Raw genomic sequence first — 22592 nt, forward strand, 5'->3', positions numbered from 1 at the left:
CCGGGTTGTCGACGACATCGGCGCCTTCGCCGATCCAGGCACCGTCAACATAGCACTGCGAGCGAAAAAGCGACGGGTCGTTGAGCTCGAGCATGATTGTCACCTAACGGACTGATTGTAGCGGGCTAGCAAAATCCCTGCTGCACCTTTGCGGTCGGAGGGCGGGACCGAAGCCCGCTTGGCTGTATGTCCTGGGAGAGAAAGCCTTCAGATCGCCTTGGCCTCGCGCAGCCGCTGGGCGTCTGACGAAGACAGGTTCAGCCATTCGCTCAAGACTTCCTCCGTATGTTCGCCGATTCCGGGGCAGGAGCGTTGGAGCGCCATCGGGGTTTCGCTAAAGTTCACCGTGAACCCCTGCATGGGGACGTCGTGCTCGCCGTGCTTCGTCCAGATGATGTTGCCGTTGTGCCGAACTTGTGGGTTGTTCACGACGTCGGCGATCGTTGCGACCTTGGCGCTCGGAATTCGCCCTTCCTTCAGCATGGCCAGAACTGCATCAGTGCTCTGCGTTGAGGTCCAGGCTGCGATCTCCTGCTCGAGGGCCTCGACGTTTTCCAGACGGGCTGCGTTGCTCGCAAACCGTGGATCAATGGCTAGATCATTCCGTCCCATGCCAGCAGCGAGGAACTTGAACTTATCCTCCGGTGCTTGAAGGATGACCCAATCACCGTCTGCAGTCGGAAACGTGTTGCTCGGAGCCACAAAGCGGTCGCGGTTGCCATTGCGTGTGGTTCCCTGACCGAAGAGCATGAATTTCGGGATTGCGGTGACCAGGAGAGAGAGCGAACTGCTTAGAAGCGTTGTCTCGACGATTTGGCCGGCGCCGGTTCGCTCGCGGCTTTGTAGCGCGCCCATCGTCCCGATCGCTGCATAAAGCGCTGTCGAATAGTCCGCGACAAAAGTTCCGGCCATCGTAGGAGGGCCGTCCGGCTGGCCGGTGAGATCCATGATGCCCGACATCGCCTGAGCGATCATGTCGAAGCAGGGCTCATTGGAGTAGGGCCCGCTGGCACCGAAGCCAGAGATCCGAGTCATGATCAGTCGCGGATTGAGCTTGCTCACAACGTCCCAGCCGCAACCCATTTTTTCGAGCGTGCCGGGCAGGAAGTTCTCGATCACAACATCAGCCTGCTGCATCAGGTCTCGCAGGACGGCTTGCGCTTCGGGATGGCGGAAATTGAGAGTCATGCTCCGCTTATTGCGATTGAAAACCATCGTGTAGAGGCTTGAATCGGCAACGCGCGGGTGGAAGGCCCGAGTATTCTCTCCTTTCTCCGGCGTCTCGATCTTGATGACGTCCGCTCCCATGTCGCCGAGCAGCATGCCGCAGAAGGGGCCTGCGATGTATCGCGACAAGTCGAGGACCTTCAGCCCAGCCAGCGCACCCTGCATAACCCGCGTTCCTCCGAAAGCTTGTTGACATCGTTCTCGGACTTCTTATCCTGAAAAAACGATTTTTTATTAATCGGGCACGCCTCAAGCGAGGTCAAGCCCGTTCTCGGGAGAAGGCGCTTGAAGCAGCAGAATTTCCAGCAGATCGAGGTTGGAGAAACGTTCGGGCCGACGCCGTTCCGGGTCGACGACCATTTCGTCAAGGGCTTCGCTTTCGCGGTCGATGACTGGAGCCCGCTCTACTTCAAGGCCCCGGGGGTGTGCGGCCCGCTGGCCCACAGTTCAGGCATCGCCAAGAAGCTGCTGCATATCTTCATGGAGAAGTATGACCCGCAGGGGATCAAGGCGGTCCATCTCAAGGAGGATATCTGGTTTCACGCTCCCGTGCGGTTCGATGATCTCGTCGCCTTGCGCGGCGAGTACACGGAAAAATTCGTCCGCAAGGGCAGGCCCAGCGTGGTGCTTGAAGGGGAGGCCCGCGACAGCAAGGGCAATTTGCTCCTCAGGCAGCGTAGCGTTGAGATCGTGACAACGCTCGAGCCGCTCGAGGATTCTGATCCCAAGCCGGCCGATCTTCTGTCTGGCAGGCGTGTCAGCGGTCAATGGCCAGCGAACGGAACGGCGGCGAAAAGCGCCGCGGATGTGCGTGAGACTGGTGCGCTGCTGCCGATCATGACGAAGAAGATCCACCAGGATCAGATGTCGATGTTCGTCGGCGCCAACGAGAACTGGAAAAACCTTCATACTGATCCGGACGTCGCCAAAGCGGCCGGGTTCGACACGACCATCATGTCCGGCATGATCCAGGTCTGCTGGTTCTCGGAAATGATGGTTTCGTTCTTCGGCGAGCCATTCCTGTCGAATGGACGGCTCGGCGCGACATTTTTGGCGCCGGTCAAGAGTGGCGAGGTCATCGAATTGCGCGCGGTGGTTCGTAGCATTGCCGCAGACCGGACGATGGAAGTCGAGTTCTGGTCGGTCGATACGGCCGGCAAGATGACATCAGCCGGCTGGGCGATCGGTGGGGGCCGGTCCGCCTAAGACTGAACTCAAAAAATTCTGAAACCTCGGGAGGAGTCATCAATGGCATTCGTCGATCAGGCCAAGCAGCCGAAAGGGCGCTCGCTTCTTTCGGTTCGCGGATTGTGCAAGAGCTACGGTGGACTCAAGGCGGTGAAATCCGTCAGCCTCGAAATCCGTCCGGGCGAGGTTGTCGCGCTCGTCGGCGACAACGGCGCGGGCAAGTCCAGCTTCATCAAGATGCTCTCTGGCGTCATGATGCCCGACGAGGGCTCGATGCGGATGAAAGGGGCAGAGATCAAGCTCACCAGCCCTGCCGATGCTCGCAACTTCGGCATCGAAACACTGCACCAGCATCTGGGCCTTGTGGATGTCTTCAACGTTCAGGAGAACATCTTCTTGGGCCGCGAGCTCCAGACCAAGCGGTTCGGCATCTTCCCGGTGCTGGATCGGGCAAAGATGCGGAGCCAGACGGCCGATCTCCTCGAGCGGATCGGCCTCCAGCTTCCTGAGGTCGAGAGCCCGGTACGAGCAATGTCGGGAGGGCAGCGTCAATCGATTGCGATCGCCCGACTGCTGCTCAATGACGTGAAGTTGCTCATCATGGACGAGCCGATGGCGGCTCTGGGCGTCGACGAGGGCCGAAAGGTTCTCGAGTTGATCGACAGCCTTCGGGAGAAGGGGCTTTCGGTTCTGATCATCAGCCATAACCTGGAGCACGTTTTCACGATCGCCGATCGGATCGCCGTCATGAAAAATGGCAATCTCGTCGACGTGGTCGACACGAAGGCCGTCGATCACGACCAGGTAGTCAGCATGATCGTTAGCGGCAGGCCGGTGAACGCTCCGACGCACTAGGAGTAGCCCCCGGACCGGTCAGTCGGGCCGGTCCGGGCACTGCTTTACCTGCTGATCCGAAGTTCCGCTTCAGCGTGAAACGAGATGAAGGCTTTCCAGTGAAAACATTGGCGATCGTCACCGGTGGCGGAACCGGGATTGGGCGCGCATGCGCCGAGAAGCTGGCCCAAAACCACCGTGTCATCTGCTGTGGGCTTGACCGTGATCAGGACTTTCCTGCGTCGCTGGAGTTCGTGAAGCTCGACGTCACCGACGCCAACGCGATTGCAAAATTCGCCGCATCAGCCGCGGAGGCGACAGTGCTGGTGAACTGCGCCGGCATCATCCTCCATGAGGGCCGTGAATTTCAGGCGGACGGTTTTCGCAAAGTCATGGATGTCAACGTGACTTCGGCCATGCTGGTGACAACCGCGTTCAGAGACGCGCTTGCGCGTTTGGGCGGCAGTGTTGTGAACATTGCTTCGATGTGGAGCTTCTTTGGCTCAGGGCGTAACCCGGCCTATGCCACGAGCAAGGGTGCGATCGTGCAGCTGACCCGCTCGCTCGCCGTGGCTTTCGCGGACCAAGGAATCCGCGTGAACGCGGTGGCCCCTGGTTGGATTAGAACGCGCCTTTCGGCCGGAGCCTTGGAAAACCCAGAACGAAGTGAAGCCATCATGGCCCGCTTGCCGATGAAACGCTGGGGTGAGCCAAGCGATGTTGCTGACGTGGTCGCGTTCCTGACGTCGCACGCGGCGCGATACGTGACAGGGGTCATTCTTCCGGTCGACGGCGGCTACGGCATCGCCTGAGCCGCCGTCCGGAATCAGGCGAAGATCGCTTCTGCTTTACGCATCGCGGCGACAAACTGCGGTGCCGTGACTGGCGAAGGAAAATTCGCCATGTGGGGGGCCGCCAGCGTCAACCCGGCTATCGTTTCGAATGAGTCCTGCGTGATGTCGGATTGGCCGAGATCGACAAGAGTCAGAGGCAAGCCAACCTCGCGATAGAACGCTGCGTGATCAGCCAGGAATTCTTCGCTACGACCCTCCAGCACGAGCTGAACCGTGACGCCATAGGCCACCTGAAGGCCGTGCAGGGCGTTTGCCACCGGCTTGACTGCGGAGAGACCTCTTGTCATCGCGTGCGCGATGCAAAGCCCGCCATTCTCGAAGCTAAGGCCGGAAAGCAGCACGCAGGCCTCGACCACGCGCTCGAATGAAGCGTCCGTCTGTTGCTTGGCGACGGCGTTGAGGGCGGCGAGACCGTCGGCGCGGAGAATGTCGTAGGCGCTGCGAGCCATTGCCAAAGCTGCCATGGACGGGCCCGAACCGAAGACATTACGTCCTGCAGCGGCGACGCAGGCTTCGACCTCGTACTTCTTCACCAGGCAGTCGCCGATCCCCGCCCTGAGAAAGACCGCGGGTGCCCGAACGATGATGTCCGTGTCCACGAGGACAAGATCCGGATTCGTGGGGAGCTTTTCGACGCTCAGGAGCCGATGCTCTGCGTCATAGAGGACGTAAATGTGACTGGTGGGAGAATCATTTGATGCGATCGTCGGTATCGTCGCGATGTGGCTGTTGAGGCGACCGCTGAGTGCCTTGCCAGAATCGATGCATTTGCCGCCACCGGCTGCAACGACAATCTCTGGCCGAAGCCCGCCCAGTTGCTCCTCAAGCGCAGCGATCCCCTCAGGCGATGACTCGCCTGAGAATGAGATCACACTGAGCGAGACGCCCGCGTTTTCACAGCTGCTGGCAATCGCCGGCAGAAGGATCGCCTGAACCCCGGCGTCGACGACCAGAGCCGCGCTCTTACCCAATCGAGTGAGCTCTGCTCCAAGCATATTCAGCGTGCCTGGGCCCTGCACGTAGCGGCTTGGCGATCCGAAAATGATCATGAGTGGGTCTCGACTATGGAGGGCGTCAGCGCTGACCGGCCACCTTGGCGTGGCCGATCTGATTCGCGGGGGCGACGAGGGAAGCCGGATTTGTCTGGGGAATAGTGACGCTCGGCATCGGACCAAGCGACGGACAGTTGTCGATAAACTCGACCCAGGACTGCAGCTGGAATTTGAGCATAGCGTCGCCTCTCACGATCTGATGCCCTTTCTTTTCGGCAGCTGTGAGCAGCTTTGTCATGATTGGTTCCATCACGACGTCTGCAACGACTGCCGAAGCCTTGAGCCGATCGATAGCGAAAGGCAGTCCGTCGGACGCCTTTAGACCCAGTGATGTCGCATTCACTGCTACATCAAAGAGTTCGGGTCGATCGTCCGCGACGCTGGTTCCGACGTCAGGAAACCGCTTCTGCACGGCAGCAAGCAGCTCCTCTGCCTTGTTCTGCGAGCGGTTGCAGATGCTGAGATGCCTGATGCCGGCGTCGGCAAGGCTGAAGGCGATCGCGCGCGCCACGCCTCCAGCCCCGGCGAGATAGATCGACTTTCCGGCGATGCTGCCGGTGGCATCCTCAAGGGACTGGCGGAAGCCGACGCCGTCGAAATTCGCCCCCGTCATTCGACCGCTTGCGTCGCGTCGCAGAATGTTGACGGCACCGGCGATGCTCGCCGACGCGTCGAACTCGTCGCAGAACTCGAGCATGGAGATCTTGTGGGGCACCGTCACGACGATGCCCCTCAGATTCGATACCGAACGCAGTCCCTGAACCACCTCAGACAGCTTGTCCGGGGTGACGTGCACAGGAACCAAAACGGCGTCGATCCCGCATTTTTCGAGATGCGCGTTGAACATTTGAGGTGTTCTCACATGTCCAATCGGATCTGCGACAATACAGAACAATTTTGTGCGGCCGGAAATCATGAAATCCTCGGGGAAGGTGCGGGTCCGATGCGGTGAATTCCGGCTCAAGCTGCGGCTTGCGTCGGGCCCAGGAGGATTCCCCGCGGATCGATCTCATTGCGAATGATCGAGATTTCCTCGTCAGTCGGGACCGGCGTCTCGGGAACTTCGTCGAGGTTGCCGAGGTCAAATCCAGTCGAAGCCCTCAGATCGTCGCGGGACACGCCGGGATGTATCGATCGCACCTTCATGCGACCCTCCTGCTTGTCGAAATCGAAGAAGCATTTGGGCGTGATGACCAATTCGGGGCCACCCCGACGAAGCCCCAGCTTACGGCGCCCTTCGAGGCCACCCGGATAGCCGACGCCGGCGACGTAATCGACCTTTTCCACGATGGTGCGGCTGTCGTGCCGAGGCATCATCACGTATTCCCGCCCGAACATCGAAAAGTGCTCCGGCAACAGAATGGGGCCAACCAAACGCACCTTCGGACGCTTGTGATCGCCGATGCACACGCTGTTGATGTTGCCAACTCGATCGATTTGGACGCCGGAGCCGAAGCCGAAACTGATATTCCCGCGTCGGAGGCTGAACTGACCGGGATAGGTGAGGAGCTGGGATTCGCAGGGCAGATCCCGAAGGCGCTCATCGAATTCGGCGTCGGGCAACTGGTCGAGTTCCGACAAATCCGGATTGTGGACCCACCCGGCCAGCAGGACCGTTAGATTCGGCGCATGGATGCGCCGGGCGAGCTCCATTGCAACGAGCGGAATCGCGGTTGCATACAGTGCCGCGGCTGCGCCTGTCGCCAGGCCGGTGAAGCCAAGCTCGCCATCCTTCAGGTCACGGGCCAGGTTGGCGACGAGCAGTTCATTGAGCGTGTAATCTGAGGCTGTCATTTCTGGGTATCCACCTGCATGAGGGAGGCCAGATGCGCGCCGCCGATCTTGTCGAGATAGGCGGCGTTGTCCGTGGTTTGGTGGACGAATTCGTCGAGATAGCTTGCGAAGGTCTCAACTGACTGCGATGCCTCGACATAGGCCTGCCAGTGCTTCTCATCGTCCTGATAGCGGCCGAGCATGGAGGTCGGGTGTGCCCCGAGGGGGGCGACGCAGACAGCGCTGACGCGCACGGCCGGAATTTCAACGGTATAAGCGTGGCGCTTCAGATAGTTCTCGCTGACGATCCTCTCGACCGTCACGATGACCGTGTCGCAGCAGCGTGCGAGCGTAATATCCAAACTCTGCGGCAGATTGCGGTAGGTTGGCATGACGATGTTGCCGTAGACGTCGGCCGCCAACGCGTGCACCACGACCACATCGGGAGCAGCTGCCGGCAGGGCGTGCAGGGGATCCCCTGAGATCGGACAATTGAACGCCTTGATATCGGGGTTGAGCCGAACGACGTCGGTGCCGCCGAGCCCTTGAGCTGGCCAGAACGCCAGGTTTTCCTGGCTGGCCCGGAAGCGGTCCCAGCTCAGCAACTCCGGATAATCGACGATGTCGAAGCCATCCTGCTCGCAAGCGCGGCGGAAATTTTTGGCCAGGCCGTATTTCTCGAAACCGACATAGCTCGTTTCGACCTTACTGACGGCGCCGGCGCCAATGAGCATGTCGGTATCGATGCTGTTGGTTACCCCAACAATCGTCAAATCGCGCCGCTTCTGTCGAACCAGCTCGCGAACAAAGGCCATCGGACGTTGATAGATAGCGAACCCGCCGAGAGCGATCCTTGCGCCATCCTTGACCAATCCGGCCGCCTCTTGAAGGCTTTTGACCTTGGTGGAGCGCTGCTTTCGCGCGCTTGATGTCGATGCCTCTGACAAGCGTTCCTCCACAAAATCGTTTTTCTAGATTTCACTGATATAGGCGCCATTCTTTCCCAAATGCAAGCCGCTTCAACCGTCGAAGCGTGATGGGGTGGCTGGTAGGCCGGCGTCGTCAGGAAATTTCTGCGACGCAGCAGAAACGTACGTGGCGCTGCACAATCGTAAAAGGCTATTGACAGCCTTCCGCTAAGCCGCATATTCGTAAAAAAACGTTTTTGCAAACGAAGATTTTGCCGAACGGGGACCCGCGCAAGGGCCCTGCGCAGGGCTTTCCATCAGAGAGCCGACTGCGGGCAAGCGGGAGGAGAAAAGAATGGCCAGCACTCAAAGCGCGATCGTTGCCAAGCGTCCGGACGAGGGGGCAGCGTCCTTGCGCCGTATCGGCAGGACTTTGTTGAGATACAGTCACGTGGTCGCGCTGGTCGTGCTGATCCTTGCTGCTGCAATCGCATCGCCGTACTTCTTTGAAGTCCGCAACATCATGAACCTGCTTCGTGGTGCGGCGCCGATGGCGATCGTTGCGATCGGCATGACGGTGGTTATTCTCAATAAGGGAATTGACCTGTCTGTCGGATCCGTCCTGGGCGTCTCCGCGATGATCATAGGCATGGTCAGTCCGCAGAGCCCGCTGCTCGCAATCCTCCTCGCCTTGTTGGCCGGAACTGCTTTGGGCGTGGTCAACGGAATTCTTATCACCAAGGCTCGGCTCCAGCCCTTCATTGCTACGTTGGCGATGCTGATCTTTGCCCGTGGCATCGTTTACATTGTCACCGATGGCGCAAATATCGTTCTGCGCCAGCCGCCGGCGTGGTTCTCCTTCATCGGCTCCGGGTATGTGGGCCCAGTGCCCATGCCGGTCATCATTGCAGCGGCTGTGTGGGCGGTGGTGGCATATGTGCTGGGTGGGCTGCGTTTCGGCCGGCACATCTATGCGGTTGGTGCCAACGAGGAGGCTGCTCGCCTCTACGGTATCCCGGTAGATTGGGTAAAGATTCGCGTCTACGCCATCAGCGGCTTCCTCGCTGCGCTAGCCGGTGTCCTGGTGGTTGGCCGCCTTACGGTGGCTGAGCCAAACGCCGGGCAGCTCATCGAACTTGATGCCATCTCCGCGACCTTGATTGGGGGCACCACCTTCGACGGCGGTGTTGGCGGCATTCACGGCACCATCCTCGGTGTCCTGATCCTCGCTGTTCTCGGAAATATCCTCAACCTGATGGGTATTTCTCCATTTGTTCAAATGCTTCTGCAGGGCGTCATCATCGTGGTGGCCGTGATCATGAGCGATATTCGCTCTCGCTTGAAGAAATAACAGTCCAACGGGAGGAGCTATCATGGAAAAGAAGAACGGGATTATTGCGCCGACACGTCGCGGAATTCTGAGAAGCGGCGCTTCACTGGCTGGATTGTCTCTGATCGCGTCGCCTTTCGTGGTGCGATCGAGTTACGCGCAGACCAAGCTCGCCGGCAAGAAAATCGGTTACTCGATGAGCTTCTCGACGATCGAGTGGCTTGTCGCACAACGCCGTGGCGTGACTGAAACGGCAGCGCGATTTGGCTTCGATCTCACGGTGGCCGACGCAGCCGACAAGCCCACGAAGCAGGTGCAGGATCTGGAGGATCTGGTCACCCGCCGAATGGACCTCATCATCGTCTCAACCTACTACGCTGAGGCCATCACGCCGGCGATCAAGGAGATCAACAAGGCAGGTATTCCGCTTGTTGTTCTCTCGTCGTCGCTGGCTGGCGATTCCGACTGGACCTGCCGTCTGGCAGCGGACAATCTCGGCACCGCGCGCAGCGCCGGCAAGTACTATGTCGACAAGCTCGGGAAATCCGCGAAGGTCGTTCAGATCGAAGGGAAGACCGGCTCGGTCGTGAACCAGGAGCGCAGCAAGGGCTGGCGCGAAGAGATCGAGAAGGCCGGTGTCCAGATCGTCGGCCATGCGGTTGCGAACTACGAGCGCTCGCAGGCCTTGCGGAAGATGGAGGACTTCCTCCAGGCCCAACGCCAGATCAACGGCGTGTACTGCAACAACGACGATATGGCGCTTGGTGCGCTTCAGGCAGCGAAGGAAGCCGGTCGCAGCAAAGGCATGATGATCACGGGGTATGACGGCATCCAGCCGCAAGTCATGGCCGCGATTCATGCCGGCGATCTCCATGGCACCTGGCAATACACGCCCATGGGCGTGGAGGGCGTCGAGGTTGCGGCCAAGATTTTGCAAGGCGAGAAGGTGCCGAAGGAAATCCTGTTCCAGTCGCCGCTGATCACCAAAGAAAACGTCACTGAAATCTGGGATCCGTCGACTAACCAGATGAAGCCGTTCAAGTCACAACTGAATCTCTGACCTAGTATGGCGACGCCACGTGCGGCGTCGCCTTTCTTCAGAAATCGAGGTATCGCCGATGACAGCACTCTCCGCTGCGAGTGCGCGTAGAAACGCGCCCGTTCTAACCGCGTCAGAACTTGCGCGGCTGCGCGAGAAGGCCCGCTTTGTCCGCCTGGAAACAATCCGGCTTATCGAGATTGCGAAGGTCGGACACTACAGCTCAGTCTTCTCCGCCGCGGAGATCTTCGCTGCGCTCTATTACGACGTCATGTCTCTGCGTCACGGAGAGCCGGATTGGCCGGATCGTGACCGCTTCTTGATGGGGAAGGGACATGCCGCGGTCGGCCTTTTCCCGATCCTGGCGGAATACCGATACATCTCCAAGGAAACGCTCGACGGCTATACGCGTCTGGGCAACCCTCTCGGCGACCATCCGGACATGCGCAAGGTTCCGGGTGTCGATTTCAGCTCCGGCTCGATCGGTCATGCGCTTTCTGCCGGCGCGGGGATGGCGCTCGGAGGCAAGCTTTCAGGCCGGGAGTTTTCGGTTTTCGTCATGCTCGGCGATGGCGAGATGCAGGAGGGACAGGTTTGGGAAGCGGCGACCTTCGCCGCGCATCACAAGCTGTCGCGTCTTGTCGCTATCGTCGACCGCAACGGTTTCCAGCTCGACGGCGCAGTCGACGACGTCATGGGAATTGAGCCGCTCGCCGACAAGTGGCGCGCCTTCGGGTGGGAGACCCATGAGGTGGACGGACACAACCTTCCAGAGCTCACGGCGCTGCTGCGCCAGGTCAAGGAAGACACCGAGAGGCAGACGCCCGTCTGCATCGTCGCGCGAACGCTCAAGGGGAAGGGCGTCTCCTACATGGAGACCGAGCCCGGTTGGCACCTGGGCTATCTCGATCCCGCGGACGCCGAACGCGCCATCGCTGAAATCAAGAACCGCGAGATCTAACCAATGAACGGGCCACAGTCTCCCAATTCCTGGCAATATCGCGCGCTGAACGCGGCCAATCCCGGTCTTAACTTCTTCTCGGACGCTCTTATCGATCTGGTCGAAGCGGGGCACCCCGTCATCGCTGGCGCGGCCGACTTGCAGTACTCGAACGGCCTCAACAAGTTCGCCGACAGGTTCCCTGACCGCTACATCCAGTTCGGCATTTCCGAGCAGAATATGGTGACGGCTGCGGCGGGCCTGGCGACGACGGGCCATATGCCTTTCGTCGCCACATTCGCGTCCTTCCTCGGCCTGCTGTGCTGCGAGCAGATCCGCATGGACGTCGCTTACTGCGCTCAGAAGGTTCGCTTGGTCGGACACCATACCGGCATCTCACTGGGCTTCTACGGTACCTCGCACCACGCCACCGAGGACATCGCTACGATGAGGGCAATTGCCGACCTGACGGTGATCTCGCCCGCGGACGGCCCCCAGCTGGCATCGGCGATCAAGGCATCGGTCGATTGGGATCAGCCGATCTATTTCCGGATCGGTCGAGGCCGGGAACCTGATGTCTATGAGAACGGGCTTCCGTTCACCATTGGCAAGGCGATTGAGCATATGCAGGGGGACGAACTGACGATCATCGCCTGTGGTCTGCCGGTTCATCCATCGCTTGAGGTTGCGCGGCGCCTGAATGCTCAAGGCCGCTCGATCGGCGTCATCGATATGGCTACGGTCAAGCCCATTGACCGGGAGGCCATTCTCCGCGCCGCGGCGCGCTCCAAGATCATCATGACGATTGAGGAGCACAACGTTCTCGGCGGTCTGGGCTCAGCGGTAGCCGAGGTTATGGCCGATGAAGGCGCTGGGGTCCCGCTTGTGAGGCACGGCATCTATGACGAATACAGCCTCATTGCCCCGCCGACGCACCTCTACAGCCACTACAAGCTCGATGCCCCCGGGATCGAGCAGGTCGTTATCGAGGCTCTCAACAAGCGTAAGGCCTGACGAACGAGTTCAGGCGGAGCCAGCGAGCTCCTCGAGATGTGAAGGGGCGGCTCTGACGGAGCCGCCTTTTTTTACCTGTTGGTTTAGCTCTTCACGGCCTCCGTGCTGAGGCCAGCGACCATGTAGCGGTGAAACGTATATTCGCGGCCGGCGGGAGCGCATTGGCCTGCTGCCGGTTCTGTGGACGGTCGGTTAGGCTACTCCCATCTTCTTTTCGAACTCGACCGGGCTGATGTAGCCGATGGCCAAGTGCCTGCGGGCGGCGTTGTGGAGCCGCTCGATGTAGTCGAACACGTCGGCACGAGCATCGTCGCGTGTCCGGTAGACCCTGCCTCTGATCCGCTCGGTCTCCCGCGTCAGCTGTTTTGGCCGCCAGCGAGGATTCGAGCGCCTTGGGTGAGCCTCTGTGGGCAAGTAAAAGCTACCGACAGTCACCTGCCTGCCGTTTTCATTGGTTCGAGCGGGGCCGGATCATTCGTGATCCTGTGCCAGTCTTTGTGCGTCTTGGTGCCATATTAGCAGTTCGAGGTGCCAGATCGTCTGCGCCGTGAGAGTGAGGACGAGCGCCAATTTGGCACGGCGCCTTCGCTCGTCATCCTACGCGTTTTGCATGTCGCGCAGGTGCCGCACTGCGTTCGGTGACAAACTGGACACGCCGCGGTGACGGAAGGCGCGCGTCGATGACAAGCTCCTGCATCTTGAGAGCGAGTGCCGGTTGGTGCTCATCAACGCTCTCTTTCAATCAATCGATTGATTGAAAGAGAGCGTGGTGCTATATTCTCGCCATGGCACGCGTTTCCATCATCGAGGATGTCGAGGGCACGCGGCAGGCGCTGATCCGCGCGGGGCTCGACCTGTTCGGCCGCAACGGGTTCGACGCAACCTCGACGCGCGAGATAGCGCAGGCGGCCGGCGTCAACAGCGCCGGCATCGCCTATCATTTCGGCGGCAAGGACGGGCTGAGGCAGGCTTGTGCCGAGGCGATCATCGCCCGGATGCAGGGCGTGCTGGCGGGCGGCTCGCCTGCCGTCTCGATGGCGCTCGACGCGACCGATCGCGACGCCGCAACCGAGCAGCTGCTCGCCCTGATCGGCCGGGTCGTCGCCTTCCTGACGACGGTGCCGGAGAGCGAGGTCGTCGCCCGCTTCGTCATGCGCGAGATGCTGACGCCTAGCCCTGCTTTCGAGGCTCTCTATGGCGGGTTGTTCGAGCCGGTGCATCGCCGGGTCTGCCGGGTCTGGGCGGCGGCGACCGGCATGGAGCCGGAGGCGCCGGAGACGAAGCTCGCGGTCTTCGCGGCGATCGGCCAGGTCTTCTATTTCCGCATCGCGCGCCCGGCGGTGACGCGGCGGCTCGGCTGGGACGGGATCGGTGCCGAGGAGGCGCGCCTGATCGGCGAGGCGATCAGGCGCTCGGTGCGCGCCAGCATCCTCGCCTGCAGGGGAGAGGCCTCATGATCCTCGGCTTCATCTGCTCCTTCGCCCTGGCCGCCTCGCTCGGCATCTGCGCGCCGCCGACCACGCGGGTCGCCGGCTATGTCGAGGGCGAATATGTCCGGCTCGGGCCGATCGATGTCGCGCGGATCGAGAGCGTCGCGGTCCGCCGCGGCGAGCGGGTGACTCCGGGCGCCGTCGTCGCCGAACTGCAGAAGGACGATGCGCAGAACGTCGTCGCCGAAAGCGAGGCGCGGCTGGTGCAGGTGCGCGCCCAGCTCGCCAACCTGCTCAGCGGCAAGCGCCCGGAGGAGATCGCGGTGATCGAGGCCAATGCGGCCTCGGCCCAGGCCCAGCATCGCGAGGCCGAGCGGGCGCTGGAACGCCGGCAGGATTTGTTCCGGCGCGGGGTTTCGACCCAGGCCGATCTCGACCAGGCGCAGACGGCGCGCGACGTCGCGGCGGCCAGCGTCCGGCAGAGCGCCGCCAATCTCGCCGTGGCCCGGCTGGCGGCGCGCGAGGAGGAGATCAGGGCGGCGCAGAACCAGGTCGCGCAGGCGCAGGCCGCGCTCGACCAGGCGAAATGGCGGCTGTCGCAGCGCCGGCTCACCGCGCCGGCCGCCGGCATCGTCACCGATATCGTGCGTCATCCCGGCGAGCTCGCCGGGCCGACCGCGCCGGTGCTGACCATGCTGCCGGACGGGGCGGTGAAGCTGATGCTCTATGTGCCGGAGGCGCTGCTCTCCGGCACGGTGGTCGGCACAAGGCTCGAAGTGCACTGCAATGGCTGCCCGCCGGGTCTCGCGGCCACCGTCTCCTATGTCTCGCAGGAGCCGGAATTCACCCCGCCGGTGATCTACTCCGCCGATACCCGGCAAAAGCTGGTCTATCTCGTCGAGGCGCGGCCGGAAGGCGGGCCGGCGGCGAAGCTGCAGCCCGGCCAGATCGTCGACGTCGTCATGCAGGCCCGGCGATGAGCATCGAGAACGCCATCGCGGTCCGCGGGCTGACCAAGCGCTTCGGCACGCGGACCGTGGTCGACAATGTCGACCTCACCGTGCGCCAGGGCGAGATCGTCGGCTTCCTCGGTCCGAACGGCTCCGGCAAGACCACGACGATCCGGCTGATCTGCGGGCTGCTGACGCCGGATGCCGGCGAGGGCACGGTGCTCGGCTTCGACGTCCGCAGCCAGAGTGCGCAGATCAAGCTCAATGTCGGCTACATGACCCAGAGGTTCTCGTTCTACGAGGACCTGACGATCGAGGAGAATCTCGCCTTCGTCGCCCGGCTCTACGGGCTCAAGCCCGTCGGGACGGCCGTGGCGAGGACGCTCGACGGTCTCGGCCTGACCTCGCGCAAGGACCAGCTCGCCGGCACGCTCTCGGGGGGCTGGAAGCAGCGTCTCGCGCTCGCCGCCTGCATCATGCACGAGCCGAAGCTGCTCTTGCTCGACGAGCCGACCGCGGGCGTCGATCCAAAGGCGCGGCGCGAGTTCTGGGACGAGATCCACCGCCTCGCCGGCGAGGGGCTGACCGTGCTGGTCTCGACCCATTACATGGACGAGGCCGAGCGCTGCCACCGCATCGGCTACATCGCCTATGGCCGCATGCTGGCGACGGGCACGGTCGAGGAGGTGGTGCAGGGCTCCGGCCTCTCGACCTATGTCGTCCATGGCGTGCTGAAGCCGGCCGAGATCGCGGCGCTGTCCCGGACTGACGGTGTCGAGCAGGTCGCGCCCTTCGGCGCGACGCTGCATGTCGTCGGTACCGACAGGGGCAGGCTGGAGGCGGCGCTGGCGCCCTTGAGGCAGCGTCCGGGCCTTCGCATCGAGCCCGGCGAGACCAGCCTGGAGGATGTCTTCATCCAGTTCATGGCGAGGGCCCAGGCCGGAGGGCAGGCGGCATGAGCGCCTTCGCGCTGTCCGCGGGGCGGCTCGGCGCCATCCTCGCCAAGGAATTCGTGCAGATGCGGCGCGACCGCATCACCTTCGCGATGATGCTGGTGGTGCCGATCATCCAGCTCCTACTCTTCGGCTACGCGATCAACAACGACCCCAAGGGCTTGCCGGCGGCGGTCCTGGCGCTGGGCCAGGATCGCTATACCCGCTCGGTGGTCGCGGCGCTGGAGGTCTCCGGCTATTACCGTTTCGCCAAGCGGCCGGAGAGCGCGGCCGAGGCGGAGAGCCTGATGGCGCGCGGCGCGATCTCCTTCCTCGTCACCATTCCCAGCGATTTCGGCATGCGGGTCGAGCGCGGTGACGAGCCGCGCATCCTGGTCGAGGCCGATGCGACCGACCCCGCCGCATCGAGCAATGCGGTCGGGGCGCTGCAGACCATCGCCGGACGGGCGCTGACCCGCGAGCTCGGCACCGAGGACCAGGCCCGCCAGCAGAGCGAGAGCGCACTCTCCTTCGTCGTGCACCGGCGCTACAATCCCGAGGGCATCACCCAGTACAACATCGTGCCCGGCCTGCTCGGCGTCATCCTGCAGATGACCATGGTGATGATGACGGCGATGGCGCTGACCCGCGAGATCGAGCGCGGCACCATGGAGAACCTGCTCGCCATGCCGGCGACGGCGGGCGAGATCATGCTCGGCAAGGTCTTGCCCTATCTCGCGGTCGGCAGCGTCCAGGTCGCGGTCGTGCTCTCGGCGGCGAAGCTGCTCTTCGGCGTGCCTTTCCTCGGCAGCCTCACCTTGCTGCTCGCCTGCGTGCTGATCTTCGTGCTGGCGCTGGTCCTGCTCGGCTACACGATCTCGACCCTGGCGCGCACGCAGCTCCAGGCGATGCAATTGACCTTCTTCTTCTTCCTGCCCTCGCTGCTGCTTTCCGGCTTCATGTTTCCTTTCGCCGGGATGCCGCTCTGGGCGCAGTGGCTCGGCGAGATCTTCCCGCTGACGCATTTCCTGCGGGTCGTGCGCGCGATCATGCTGAAAGGTGCCGATCTCGGCGACATCGGCACCGAGGTGTTCTGGCTGACCGCCTTCGTGCCGCTCTATGCGGGGATCGCCCTGATGCGGTTCCGGAGCACGCTGGACTGACGAGGCGGCCTTCCGGGAAAATAGTAACTTGCAAAAAGATAGTAACTGAGATAGCGGGCTTGGTTATGCAGCCTGGGCTCGCTCCGCTCACCGAATGCCCCTGTGCCCGCGCCGTCGCGACCGTCGGCGAGTGGTGGAGCATACTGATCCTTTGCGATGCGCTGCAGGGGCTGACCCGCTTCGACGAGTTCGAGCGCAGCCGCGGTATCGCGCCTAACATGCTGGCGCGCCGGCTGAAGCATCTCGTCGAGAGCGGATTGTTCGAACGGCGGCTCTATAATGAGCGGCCGAAGCGCTACGAATACATCCTGACTGAGAAGGGGCGGGACTTCTTCCCGGTCGTCGCCGCGCTGATCGGCTATGCCAACCGGCATCTCGCGCCCGAGGGGGCCTCCCTGCAACTGGCCGAGCGCGGAAGCGAAGAGCCGATCATCCCGATCACCGTTGCTGCCGCGACCTTGCAACCCATCACCGTCGACAGCGTCACGGTCATCGCCGGTCCGCAGGCCAGCACCGGCATGCGCGAGCGCCTTGCCTTCGTCGCAGCGCGCGAAGCAGCCACCCGAACCAAACCGAGCTAGGAGCTTTCTATGCGTCGCATCGTCGTCACCGGACTGGGCGTCGTCTCGCCCCTGGGCTGCGGCACCGAACTCGCCTGGCGGCGCCTGCTCGCGGGCCGCTCCGGCCTGCGCCGCCTGCCGGATGCGGTGGCCGAGACCCTTCCGGCCAAGGTTGCGGGTCTCGTGCCCGGCAAGGCCGAGGACAATGAGGGCGGTTTCGATGCCGATGTCGCGATCGCGCCCAAGGACCAGCGCAAGATGGACCGTTTCATCCAGTTCGCGCTGGTCGCCGCCAAGGAGGCGCTGGCGCAGGCCGGCTGGCAGCCGCAGAGTGAGACCGAGCGCGAGCGCACCGCGACCGTGATCGCTTCCGGCGTCGGCGGCTTTCCGGCGATCGCCGAGGCGGTGCGGACCACCGACCAGCGCGGCGTGCGCCGGCTCTCGCCCTTCACCGTGCCGTCCTTCCTGGTCAATCTCGCCGCCGGACATGTTTCGATCGATCACGGCTTCAAGGGGCCGATCGGTGCACCGGTCACAGCCTGCGCCGCGGGTGTGCAGGCGATCGGCGATGCGGCGCGGATGATCCGGGCCGGCGAGGCCGATATCGCGCTCTGCGGCGGCAGTGAGGCCTGCGTCGATCTCGTCGCGCTCGGCGGCTTTGCCGCGGCACGGGCGCTCTCCACCGGTTTCAACGACGAGCCGGAGAAGGCGTCACGTCCCTTCGACCGCGACCGCGACGGCTTCGTCATGGGCGAGGGGGCCGGGATCCTGGTGATCGAGGCTCTGGAGCATGCGCAGGCGCGCGGTGCGACGATCCTCGCCGAGCTGACCGGCTACGGCACCAGCGCCGACGCCTATCACATCACCTCCGGCCCCGAGGACGGCTCGGGAGCGCGCCGGGCGATGGAAACGGCATTGAAGCAGGCAGGCCTGAAGCCCGGCGATGTCGGCCATCTCAATGCGCATTCGACCTCGACGCCGGTCGGCGATCGCGGCGAGCTCGCCGCGATCAAGTCGGTGTTCGGCGAGGGGGGCGGCATCGCGATCAGCGCGACCAAGTCTGCCACCGGCCATCTGCTCGGCGCGGCGGGCGGGCTCGAAGCGATCTTCACCGTCCTCGCATTGCGCGACCAGATCGTGCCGCCGACGCTCAATCTGGACAATCCGGACGAGGAGGCGGCCGGGCTCGACCTCGTCGCCAAGCTCGCCCGGCCGCATGCGATGGAGCACGCCATCTCGAACGGCTTCGGCTTCGGCGGCGTCAACGCCAGCGTGGTGTTCCGGCGCTGGAGCTGACGGCTTTCCGCGCCCTCAGGCGAATTCGCGCAGCAGCAGCTTGTAATTGCGCAGCCGCAGCGCGGGATCGTCGAGGAAGTCCTGGATCATGAATTCGTCGGCGCCGGTGAGCTCCGCCATGCGGCGCAGCCTGCCGGCAACGCGCTCCGGCGTGCCGACGATGAAGGTCGGCCAGTCGACCTCATCGGCCGGAACCATCCCGCCCATGATCGCGATCGCCTCGTCGAGCTCCGGCAGGCGTTCGAGCATGATCCGCTCGGGCTTGCGACGCTGGCGGAAGACGGCGCGGACCGGCATGGCGAGGCGCTCGGCCTCCTCCTGCGTTTCGCCGATGATGGCGCGCACGGCGATGAAGGCCTGCGGCGCGGCGATGCCGGCGGCATGGTGCGAGGGGCGGAAGGCCGATTGGTAGGCCGCATAGGAGTGCGGTGCCTGCTCCGGCTGGTGGAAGGCGCTGCAGGCGAGGCCGAGGCCGAGCTCGGCGGCGCGGCGCGCGCTGCCTTCGCTGACCGCGAGGATCCAGGGCAGGGGACCGGCCGGCTCGTCGCGCATGATGCGGATGCTGTGGAAGGGCGAGGTCTCCGGCAGATCATTGCCGAGCCAGCCGATCAGTTCCTCGACATGGGCTGCGTGATCATCCGGGATCTCGGCGTCGCGCAGCCGCTTCAGCGCCCGGTCGGCGAGCGGGCCGGCGGTGGCGCGGCCGATGCCGACATCGATGCGGCCCGGGAAGAGCGCGCCGAGCGTCCGCAGCGCCTCGGCGACCTTGTAGGGGCTGTAATGGTTGAGCAGCACGCCGCCGACGCCGATGCGGATCCGCGAGGTCGCGCTGGCGAGCGCTGCGGCGAAGACCTCCGGCGCCGGATTGGCCTCGAAGGCGACGTCGTGATGCTCGACGATCCAGTAGCGGACGAAGCCGAGGTTCTCGACCTCCTTCGCCATGGCGATCGCGGTGCGCAATGCGCCGCCGGAGGTCTGGCCTTTCGGCACGACGAGAGGATCGAGGAGCGAGAGCTTCATGGTGGCGATATCCGCTGGCCGGAGCGCCGCCGAAAAGGCGGCGCTCCCTTGCCTTGTCAGTTGAGCTTGAAGGCGGAGGGGGCGACGAGGCTCGCCTTGATGTCGATCGCCTTGGCCTTGGGCAACATGCCGGCCTCGATCATGAAGGCCTGGTCCGCCGTGAGATTGGCGATGTCGGCCTCGGTCATCGCCGGGGTGAAGTCGTAGAGCGGCAGCTGGGCACGGGCGTCCTCGATCGAGATCTTCTGCTCCTTGGCGGCGATCGCCAGCGCCTCCTCCGGGTTCTTCGCCATGAAGTCGAGCGCCTTGTGATGGGCGGCGAAATAGGCGGCGACGAGATCGGGGTGCTTCTCCAGGAAGGCGGCATTGGCGCCGATCACCGTGGTCGGCTTGATCAGGCCCTCGCCGCTGGTCAGAGCGCGGCCGCCGGCCTTTTCGACCTGGGTGACATTGGCGCCGGCGAGCGTCGCGACGTCGACCTGGCCGGCAAGCAGCGCGGCGCGCGCGGCCGGCAGATCCATGTTGATGTACTCGACATCGCTGAGCTTCAGATTCTGCGAGGCGAGCGCAGCGACGAGGAGCTGGTTCAGCACCGTGCCCTTGGGGCCGGCGATCTTCTTGCCCTTGAGGTCGGCGAGCTTGGCCGGGCCATCGGCGCGGGTCATCAGGAAATAGGCTTTCGGCGAGCGGGCGTAGGCGGCGACGACCTTGAGCGGCACGCCGTTCGCGGCAGCCAGGATCGCCGAGGTGCCGCCGAGCACGCTGGCGATGTCGATCTCGCCGGCGGCGATGGCCTGGGTCTGCTGCGCGCCGGATGTGATGACGGGGTTCTCGACCTTGATGCCCTTTGCCGCGAAGGCCTCGTCGAGGAAGCCCTTCTCGCGCATCACGATGGAGGGGACGTTGAAGGGCGCGGTGACATAGGTGATGCGAACCGTTTTGGGCTTCTCGGCCGTTTGCGCCTGGGCGTGAGCGGCGGGCAGCAGCAGCGCGAGCGCGAGGCCGAGACAGGCAAGGGGCTTCTTCATGGTGGTCTCCTTGGACAGAAAATTCAGGCTGCGGCAGGCGTCGGCGTCGTCATCAGCCGGGAAAGGATCGCCCGGCGATGGAGGTTCACGTCGGGGTCGGTCGGGTCGCGCGGATAGGGCAGGGCGATCGCCTCGCGGCCGACGATGCGGCCGGCCTGCATCTCCAGCGCCCGCTCGCCGAGCAGCACGGCTTCCTCGACGTCGTGGGTGACGAAGACGATGGTCGGGCGCCGCCGCTGCCAGATCGCGACGAGCTCGTTCTGCATGGTCCGGCGGGTGAAGGCGTCGAGCGCCGCGAAGGGCTCGTCGAGCAGCAGCAAATCCGGCTCCTGGACGAGGGCGCGGGCGATGGCGACGCGCTGCGCCATGCCGCCGGAAAGCTGCGCCGGCATCGCGCCGGCAAAGGCCGAGAGGCCGACGAGTTCGATCGCGGCGGCGCAGCGCTCGGCGGCGACGGTGCGCGGGACCCGGCCGCGCAGGCCGAAGCCGACATTGGCGGAAACATCGAGCCAGGGCATCAGCCTGGCCTCCTGGAAGACGACGGCGGTGCGCAGTTTGCCGCCGCCGCGTCGGATCTCGCCCTCGCTCGGCCGTTCGAGGCCGGCGAGGATGCGCAGCAGCGTGGTCTTGCCGCAGCCGCTGCGGCCGACCAGCGTCGTGAACGAGCCGGCGGGAAAGGACAGGTCGATATCGGCGAGGGCAGTGACCTCCTCCGCGCCGACGCGATAGCGCCGGCCGATGCCGGAAAGCTCAAGCACGGGCCATCTCCAGATCGCCGGAGAGCCAGGGCGCGCTGCGGCGGATGGCGAGGCGCAGCAGATGGTCGGCGAGGAGGCCGAGCACGCCGATGACCAGGATGCCGGCGAGCACGATGTCTGTGCGGGCGAGGTTCTCGGCGTCGACGATCATGTAGCCGAGCCCGGCGGATGAGGCGATCAGTTCGGCGCCGACCAGCGCGCGCCAGCTATAGCCGAGGCCGATCCGGAGGCCGACGACGATCGCCGGCAAGGCCGAGGGCAGCACGATGCGCAGCATGATCTCCGGCCGCGAGAAGCCGCAGACCGTGCCGACATCGATCAGCTTGCGGTCGACGGAATCGAAGCCGCCGCGCACGCCGAGGAAGATCGGGAAGAAGCAGGAGAGGATGATGATCCCGACCTTCTGCGTCTCGCCGATGCCGAGCCAGAGCATCAGCAGCGGCATCAGCGCCAGCGGCGGGATCTGGCGCAGGAATTCGAGCAGCGGCTCGAAGAGCGCCCGCAGCCGGCGGCTCAGCACGAAGAGCAAGGCGAGCGGCACGGCGAAGGCGATGGCGAACAGGTAGCCGAGCGCGACGCGGCGGAGGCTGACGAGCGTGTGGCGCAGGAGTTCGCCCGAGGCGATCAGCTCGGCAATCGTCTCCGCGACCGTGCCGGGCCCGGGCAGCAGGAAGGCGCTGACCCAGCCGAGACGGCTGGCCAGCCACCACAGTGCGAGCGTGGCGGCGAAGACGGCGATGGTCGTGAAACGGGGCAATGCTTGCTGACGCCAATTTTCGGATGCGCCACGCTCAATAAGCCGATGGATAAAATGCGCAAGCCTGCTGCAGTGCAGCAGCAAATTTTCGCTCTACATCAGAAATATTCTAATTCAATACTTCGGCTGCGTCTTCCGGCGAGCAGTGGTCGCGCAGGGGTTATCCTGCGCGAGCCGGATCACAGTGGAATATTGTCGTGTTTGCGCCAGGGGCGTTCGAGGCTCTTGGTGCGGAGCATGGCGAGCGCCCTTGCGATGCGGCGGCGGGTCGAGTGCGGCATGATCACCTCGTCGACATAGCCGCGTTCGGCCGCGACGAAGGGGCTCATGAAGCGGTCCTCGTATTCTTTCGTCTTGGCGGCGATGCCATCCGCGTCCATGCCCCGGAAGATGATCTCGACCGCGCCCTTGGCGCCCATCACCGCGATCTGGGCCGAGGGCCAAGCATAGTTGACGTCGGCGCCGATATGCTTCGAGGCCATCACGTCATAGGCACCGCCAAAGGCCTTTCGGGTGATCACCGTGACCAGCGGCACGGT

At 63.7% G+C, this 22592-nt stretch carries 23 protein-coding genes and 1 pseudogene; 13 read left to right on the forward strand and 11 right to left on the reverse strand.

All coding sequences use genetic code 11. From position 1 onward, the window contains the following. Positions 1-207: 207 nt before the first annotated feature. On the reverse strand, positions 208-1392 hold the full coding sequence (locus ACWGRX_RS25880; protein ID WP_452119898.1) for a CaiB/BaiF CoA transferase family protein: 1185 nt from the start codon (positions 1390-1392) through the stop codon (positions 208-210). A 120-nt stretch (positions 1393-1512) separates the two neighbouring features. Between ACWGRX_RS25880 and ACWGRX_RS25885 the strand changes: the two genes are divergently transcribed. The 3 genes from ACWGRX_RS25885 to ACWGRX_RS25895 all read left to right on the forward strand — a co-directional run bounded on the left by ACWGRX_RS25885 (position 1513) and on the right by ACWGRX_RS25895 (position 4061). Then, on the forward strand, positions 1513-2433 hold the full coding sequence (locus ACWGRX_RS25885) for a MaoC family dehydratase (RefSeq protein WP_452119899.1): 921 nt from the start codon (positions 1513-1515) through the stop codon (positions 2431-2433). A gap of 42 nt (positions 2434-2475) precedes the next feature. Beyond that, the gene (locus ACWGRX_RS25890; protein ID WP_452119900.1) at positions 2476-3270 is read left to right on the forward strand and encodes an ATP-binding cassette domain-containing protein; all 795 of its coding nucleotides are present in this window, start codon (positions 2476-2478) and stop codon (positions 3268-3270) included. Positions 3271-3344: 74 nt separating this feature from the next. Beyond that, on the forward strand, positions 3345-4061 hold the full coding sequence (locus ACWGRX_RS25895; RefSeq protein WP_452119901.1) for an SDR family NAD(P)-dependent oxidoreductase: 717 nt from the start codon (positions 3345-3347) through the stop codon (positions 4059-4061). A gap of 14 nt (positions 4062-4075) precedes the next feature. Here the strand turns inward: ACWGRX_RS25895 and ACWGRX_RS25900 are convergent, their stop codons facing one another. Genes ACWGRX_RS25900 through ACWGRX_RS25915 form a run of 4 tightly spaced genes read right to left on the reverse strand, consistent with a single transcriptional unit; the run spans position 4076 to position 7875 of the window. Continuing rightward, positions 4076-5152, reverse strand: coding sequence for a glycerol dehydrogenase (locus ACWGRX_RS25900; RefSeq protein WP_452119902.1), 1077 nt, complete (start codon positions 5150-5152; stop codon positions 4076-4078). A gap of 25 nt (positions 5153-5177) precedes the next feature. After that, positions 5178-6071, reverse strand: coding sequence for a shikimate dehydrogenase family protein (locus tag ACWGRX_RS25905; protein ID WP_452119903.1), 894 nt, complete (start codon positions 6069-6071; stop codon positions 5178-5180). 44 nt (positions 6072-6115) lie between these two features. Next, positions 6116-6949 carry a hypothetical protein gene (locus ACWGRX_RS25910; RefSeq protein ID WP_452119904.1) on the reverse strand — a complete coding sequence of 278 codons (834 nt, stop codon included), beginning with the start codon at positions 6947-6949 and terminating at the stop codon, positions 6116-6118. Continuing rightward, a complete protein-coding gene (locus ACWGRX_RS25915; protein WP_291635513.1) occupies positions 6946-7875 on the reverse strand; it encodes a CoA transferase subunit A in 930 nt (309 codons plus the stop codon). The genes ACWGRX_RS25910 and ACWGRX_RS25915 overlap by 4 nt, the downstream gene beginning before the upstream one ends. A gap of 316 nt (positions 7876-8191) precedes the next feature. Between ACWGRX_RS25915 and ACWGRX_RS25920 the strand changes: the two genes are divergently transcribed. The 4 genes from ACWGRX_RS25920 to ACWGRX_RS25935 are packed head-to-tail and all read left to right on the forward strand — an operon-like array spanning position 8192 to position 12159. Next, the gene (locus ACWGRX_RS25920; RefSeq protein WP_452119905.1) at positions 8192-9187 is read left to right on the forward strand and encodes an ABC transporter permease; all 996 of its coding nucleotides are present in this window, start codon (positions 8192-8194) and stop codon (positions 9185-9187) included. A gap of 22 nt (positions 9188-9209) precedes the next feature. Next, positions 9210-10226: a substrate-binding domain-containing protein gene (locus ACWGRX_RS25925; protein ID WP_452119906.1), complete on the forward strand. Its 1017-nt coding sequence runs from the start codon at positions 9210-9212 to the stop codon at positions 10224-10226. 58 nt (positions 10227-10284) lie between these two features. Next, positions 10285-11166 carry a transketolase gene (locus ACWGRX_RS25930; RefSeq protein ID WP_452119907.1) on the forward strand — a complete coding sequence of 294 codons (882 nt, stop codon included), beginning with the start codon at positions 10285-10287 and terminating at the stop codon, positions 11164-11166. Between the two features lie 3 nt (positions 11167-11169). Beyond that, positions 11170-12159 (forward strand): transketolase family protein, encoded by a 990-nt coding sequence (locus ACWGRX_RS25935; RefSeq protein ID WP_291635509.1) that lies wholly within the window; start codon positions 11170-11172, stop codon positions 12157-12159. Between the two features lie 192 nt (positions 12160-12351). On the opposite strand, the pseudogene ACWGRX_RS25940 reads toward ACWGRX_RS25935, so the two are convergent. Beyond that, a pseudogene (locus ACWGRX_RS25940) lies at positions 12352-12510 on the reverse strand (IS3 family transposase); the annotation flags it as partial. Between the two features lie 434 nt (positions 12511-12944). On the opposite strand from ACWGRX_RS25940, the gene ACWGRX_RS25945 reads away from it, so the two are divergent. From ACWGRX_RS25945 to fabF, 6 genes are all read left to right on the forward strand, one after another. After that, a complete protein-coding gene (locus tag ACWGRX_RS25945) occupies positions 12945-13616 on the forward strand; it encodes a CerR family C-terminal domain-containing protein (RefSeq protein WP_452119908.1) in 672 nt (223 codons plus the stop codon). Continuing rightward, positions 13613-14569, forward strand: a complete 957-nt coding sequence (locus ACWGRX_RS25950) for an HlyD family secretion protein (protein ID WP_452119909.1) — start codon at positions 13613-13615, stop codon at positions 14567-14569. Before ACWGRX_RS25945 ends, ACWGRX_RS25950 begins: the two co-directional genes overlap by 4 nt. 2 nt (positions 14570-14571) lie before the next feature. Further along, a complete protein-coding gene (locus ACWGRX_RS25955; protein ID WP_452119916.1) occupies positions 14572-15498 on the forward strand; it encodes an ABC transporter ATP-binding protein in 927 nt (308 codons plus the stop codon). Beyond that, positions 15495-16634 (forward strand): ABC transporter permease, encoded by a 1140-nt coding sequence (locus tag ACWGRX_RS25960; RefSeq protein ID WP_452119910.1) that lies wholly within the window; start codon positions 15495-15497, stop codon positions 16632-16634. Before ACWGRX_RS25955 ends, ACWGRX_RS25960 begins: the two co-directional genes overlap by 4 nt. Before the next feature lie 65 nt (positions 16635-16699). Further along, positions 16700-17215, forward strand: a complete 516-nt coding sequence (locus tag ACWGRX_RS25965) for a winged helix-turn-helix transcriptional regulator (RefSeq protein WP_452119917.1) — start codon at positions 16700-16702, stop codon at positions 17213-17215. Between the two features lie 9 nt (positions 17216-17224). Then, positions 17225-18490, forward strand: a complete 1266-nt coding sequence (gene fabF, locus ACWGRX_RS25970) for a beta-ketoacyl-ACP synthase II (RefSeq protein WP_452119911.1) — start codon at positions 17225-17227, stop codon at positions 18488-18490. 15 nt (positions 18491-18505) lie between these two features. Here the strand turns inward: fabF and ACWGRX_RS25975 are convergent, their stop codons facing one another. The 5 genes from ACWGRX_RS25975 to ACWGRX_RS25995 form a co-directional block, all read right to left on the reverse strand. Next, positions 18506-19510 carry an MsnO8 family LLM class oxidoreductase gene (locus tag ACWGRX_RS25975; RefSeq protein WP_452119912.1) on the reverse strand — a complete coding sequence of 335 codons (1005 nt, stop codon included), beginning with the start codon at positions 19508-19510 and terminating at the stop codon, positions 18506-18508. 56 nt (positions 19511-19566) lie between these two features. Continuing rightward, positions 19567-20538, reverse strand: a complete 972-nt coding sequence (locus ACWGRX_RS25980) for an ABC transporter substrate-binding protein (RefSeq protein ID WP_291646705.1) — start codon at positions 20536-20538, stop codon at positions 19567-19569. 23 nt (positions 20539-20561) lie between these two features. Then, positions 20562-21296, reverse strand: coding sequence for an ABC transporter ATP-binding protein (locus tag ACWGRX_RS25985; RefSeq protein WP_452119913.1), 735 nt, complete (start codon positions 21294-21296; stop codon positions 20562-20564). Then, entirely contained in the window at positions 21289-22053 is a 765-nt protein-coding gene (locus ACWGRX_RS25990) for an ABC transporter permease (RefSeq protein ID WP_452119914.1), read from the reverse strand. Before ACWGRX_RS25990 ends, ACWGRX_RS25985 begins: the two co-directional genes overlap by 8 nt. Positions 22054-22232: 179 nt before the next feature. Further along, the coding region (locus tag ACWGRX_RS25995; protein ID WP_452119915.1) for a carboxyl transferase domain-containing protein at positions 22233-22592 on the reverse strand (360 nt) is incomplete at its 5' end.

It is taken from the genome of Allobosea sp. NPDC055594, assembly GCF_053618995.1.

Coding starts and splice junctions, on each gene's coding strand:
- ACWGRX_RS25925 (WP_452119906.1), top strand. CDS start 9,210: ATGGAAAAGAAGAACGGGATTATTGCGCCGACACGTCGCGGAATTCTG.
- ACWGRX_RS25930 (WP_452119907.1), top strand. CDS start 10,285: ATGACAGCACTCTCCGCTGCGAGTGCGCGTAGAAACGCGCCCGTTCTA.
- ACWGRX_RS25890 (WP_452119900.1), top strand. CDS start 2,476: ATGGCATTCGTCGATCAGGCCAAGCAGCCGAAAGGGCGCTCGCTTCTT.
- ACWGRX_RS25965 (WP_452119917.1), top strand. CDS start 16,700: ATGCAGCCTGGGCTCGCTCCGCTCACCGAATGCCCCTGTGCCCGCGCC.
- ACWGRX_RS25900 (WP_452119902.1), bottom strand. CDS start 5,152: ATGATCATTTTCGGATCGCCAAGCCGCTACGTGCAGGGCCCAGGCACG.
- fabF (WP_452119911.1), top strand. CDS start 17,225: ATGCGTCGCATCGTCGTCACCGGACTGGGCGTCGTCTCGCCCCTGGGC.
- ACWGRX_RS25975 (WP_452119912.1), bottom strand. CDS start 19,510: ATGAAGCTCTCGCTCCTCGATCCTCTCGTCGTGCCGAAAGGCCAGACC.
- ACWGRX_RS25880 (WP_452119898.1), bottom strand. CDS start 1,392: ATGCAGGGTGCGCTGGCTGGGCTGAAGGTCCTCGACTTGTCGCGATAC.
- ACWGRX_RS25905 (WP_452119903.1), bottom strand. CDS start 6,071: ATGATTTCCGGCCGCACAAAATTGTTCTGTATTGTCGCAGATCCGATT.
- ACWGRX_RS25960 (WP_452119910.1), top strand. CDS start 15,495: ATGAGCGCCTTCGCGCTGTCCGCGGGGCGGCTCGGCGCCATCCTCGCC.
- ACWGRX_RS25945 (WP_452119908.1), top strand. CDS start 12,945: ATGGCACGCGTTTCCATCATCGAGGATGTCGAGGGCACGCGGCAGGCG.
- ACWGRX_RS25910 (WP_452119904.1), bottom strand. CDS start 6,949: ATGACAGCCTCAGATTACACGCTCAATGAACTGCTCGTCGCCAACCTG.
- ACWGRX_RS25950 (WP_452119909.1), top strand. CDS start 13,613: ATGATCCTCGGCTTCATCTGCTCCTTCGCCCTGGCCGCCTCGCTCGGC.
- ACWGRX_RS25935 (WP_291635509.1), top strand. CDS start 11,170: ATGAACGGGCCACAGTCTCCCAATTCCTGGCAATATCGCGCGCTGAAC.
- ACWGRX_RS25920 (WP_452119905.1), top strand. CDS start 8,192: ATGGCCAGCACTCAAAGCGCGATCGTTGCCAAGCGTCCGGACGAGGGG.
- ACWGRX_RS25980 (WP_291646705.1), bottom strand. CDS start 20,538: ATGAAGAAGCCCCTTGCCTGTCTCGGCCTCGCGCTCGCGCTGCTGCTG.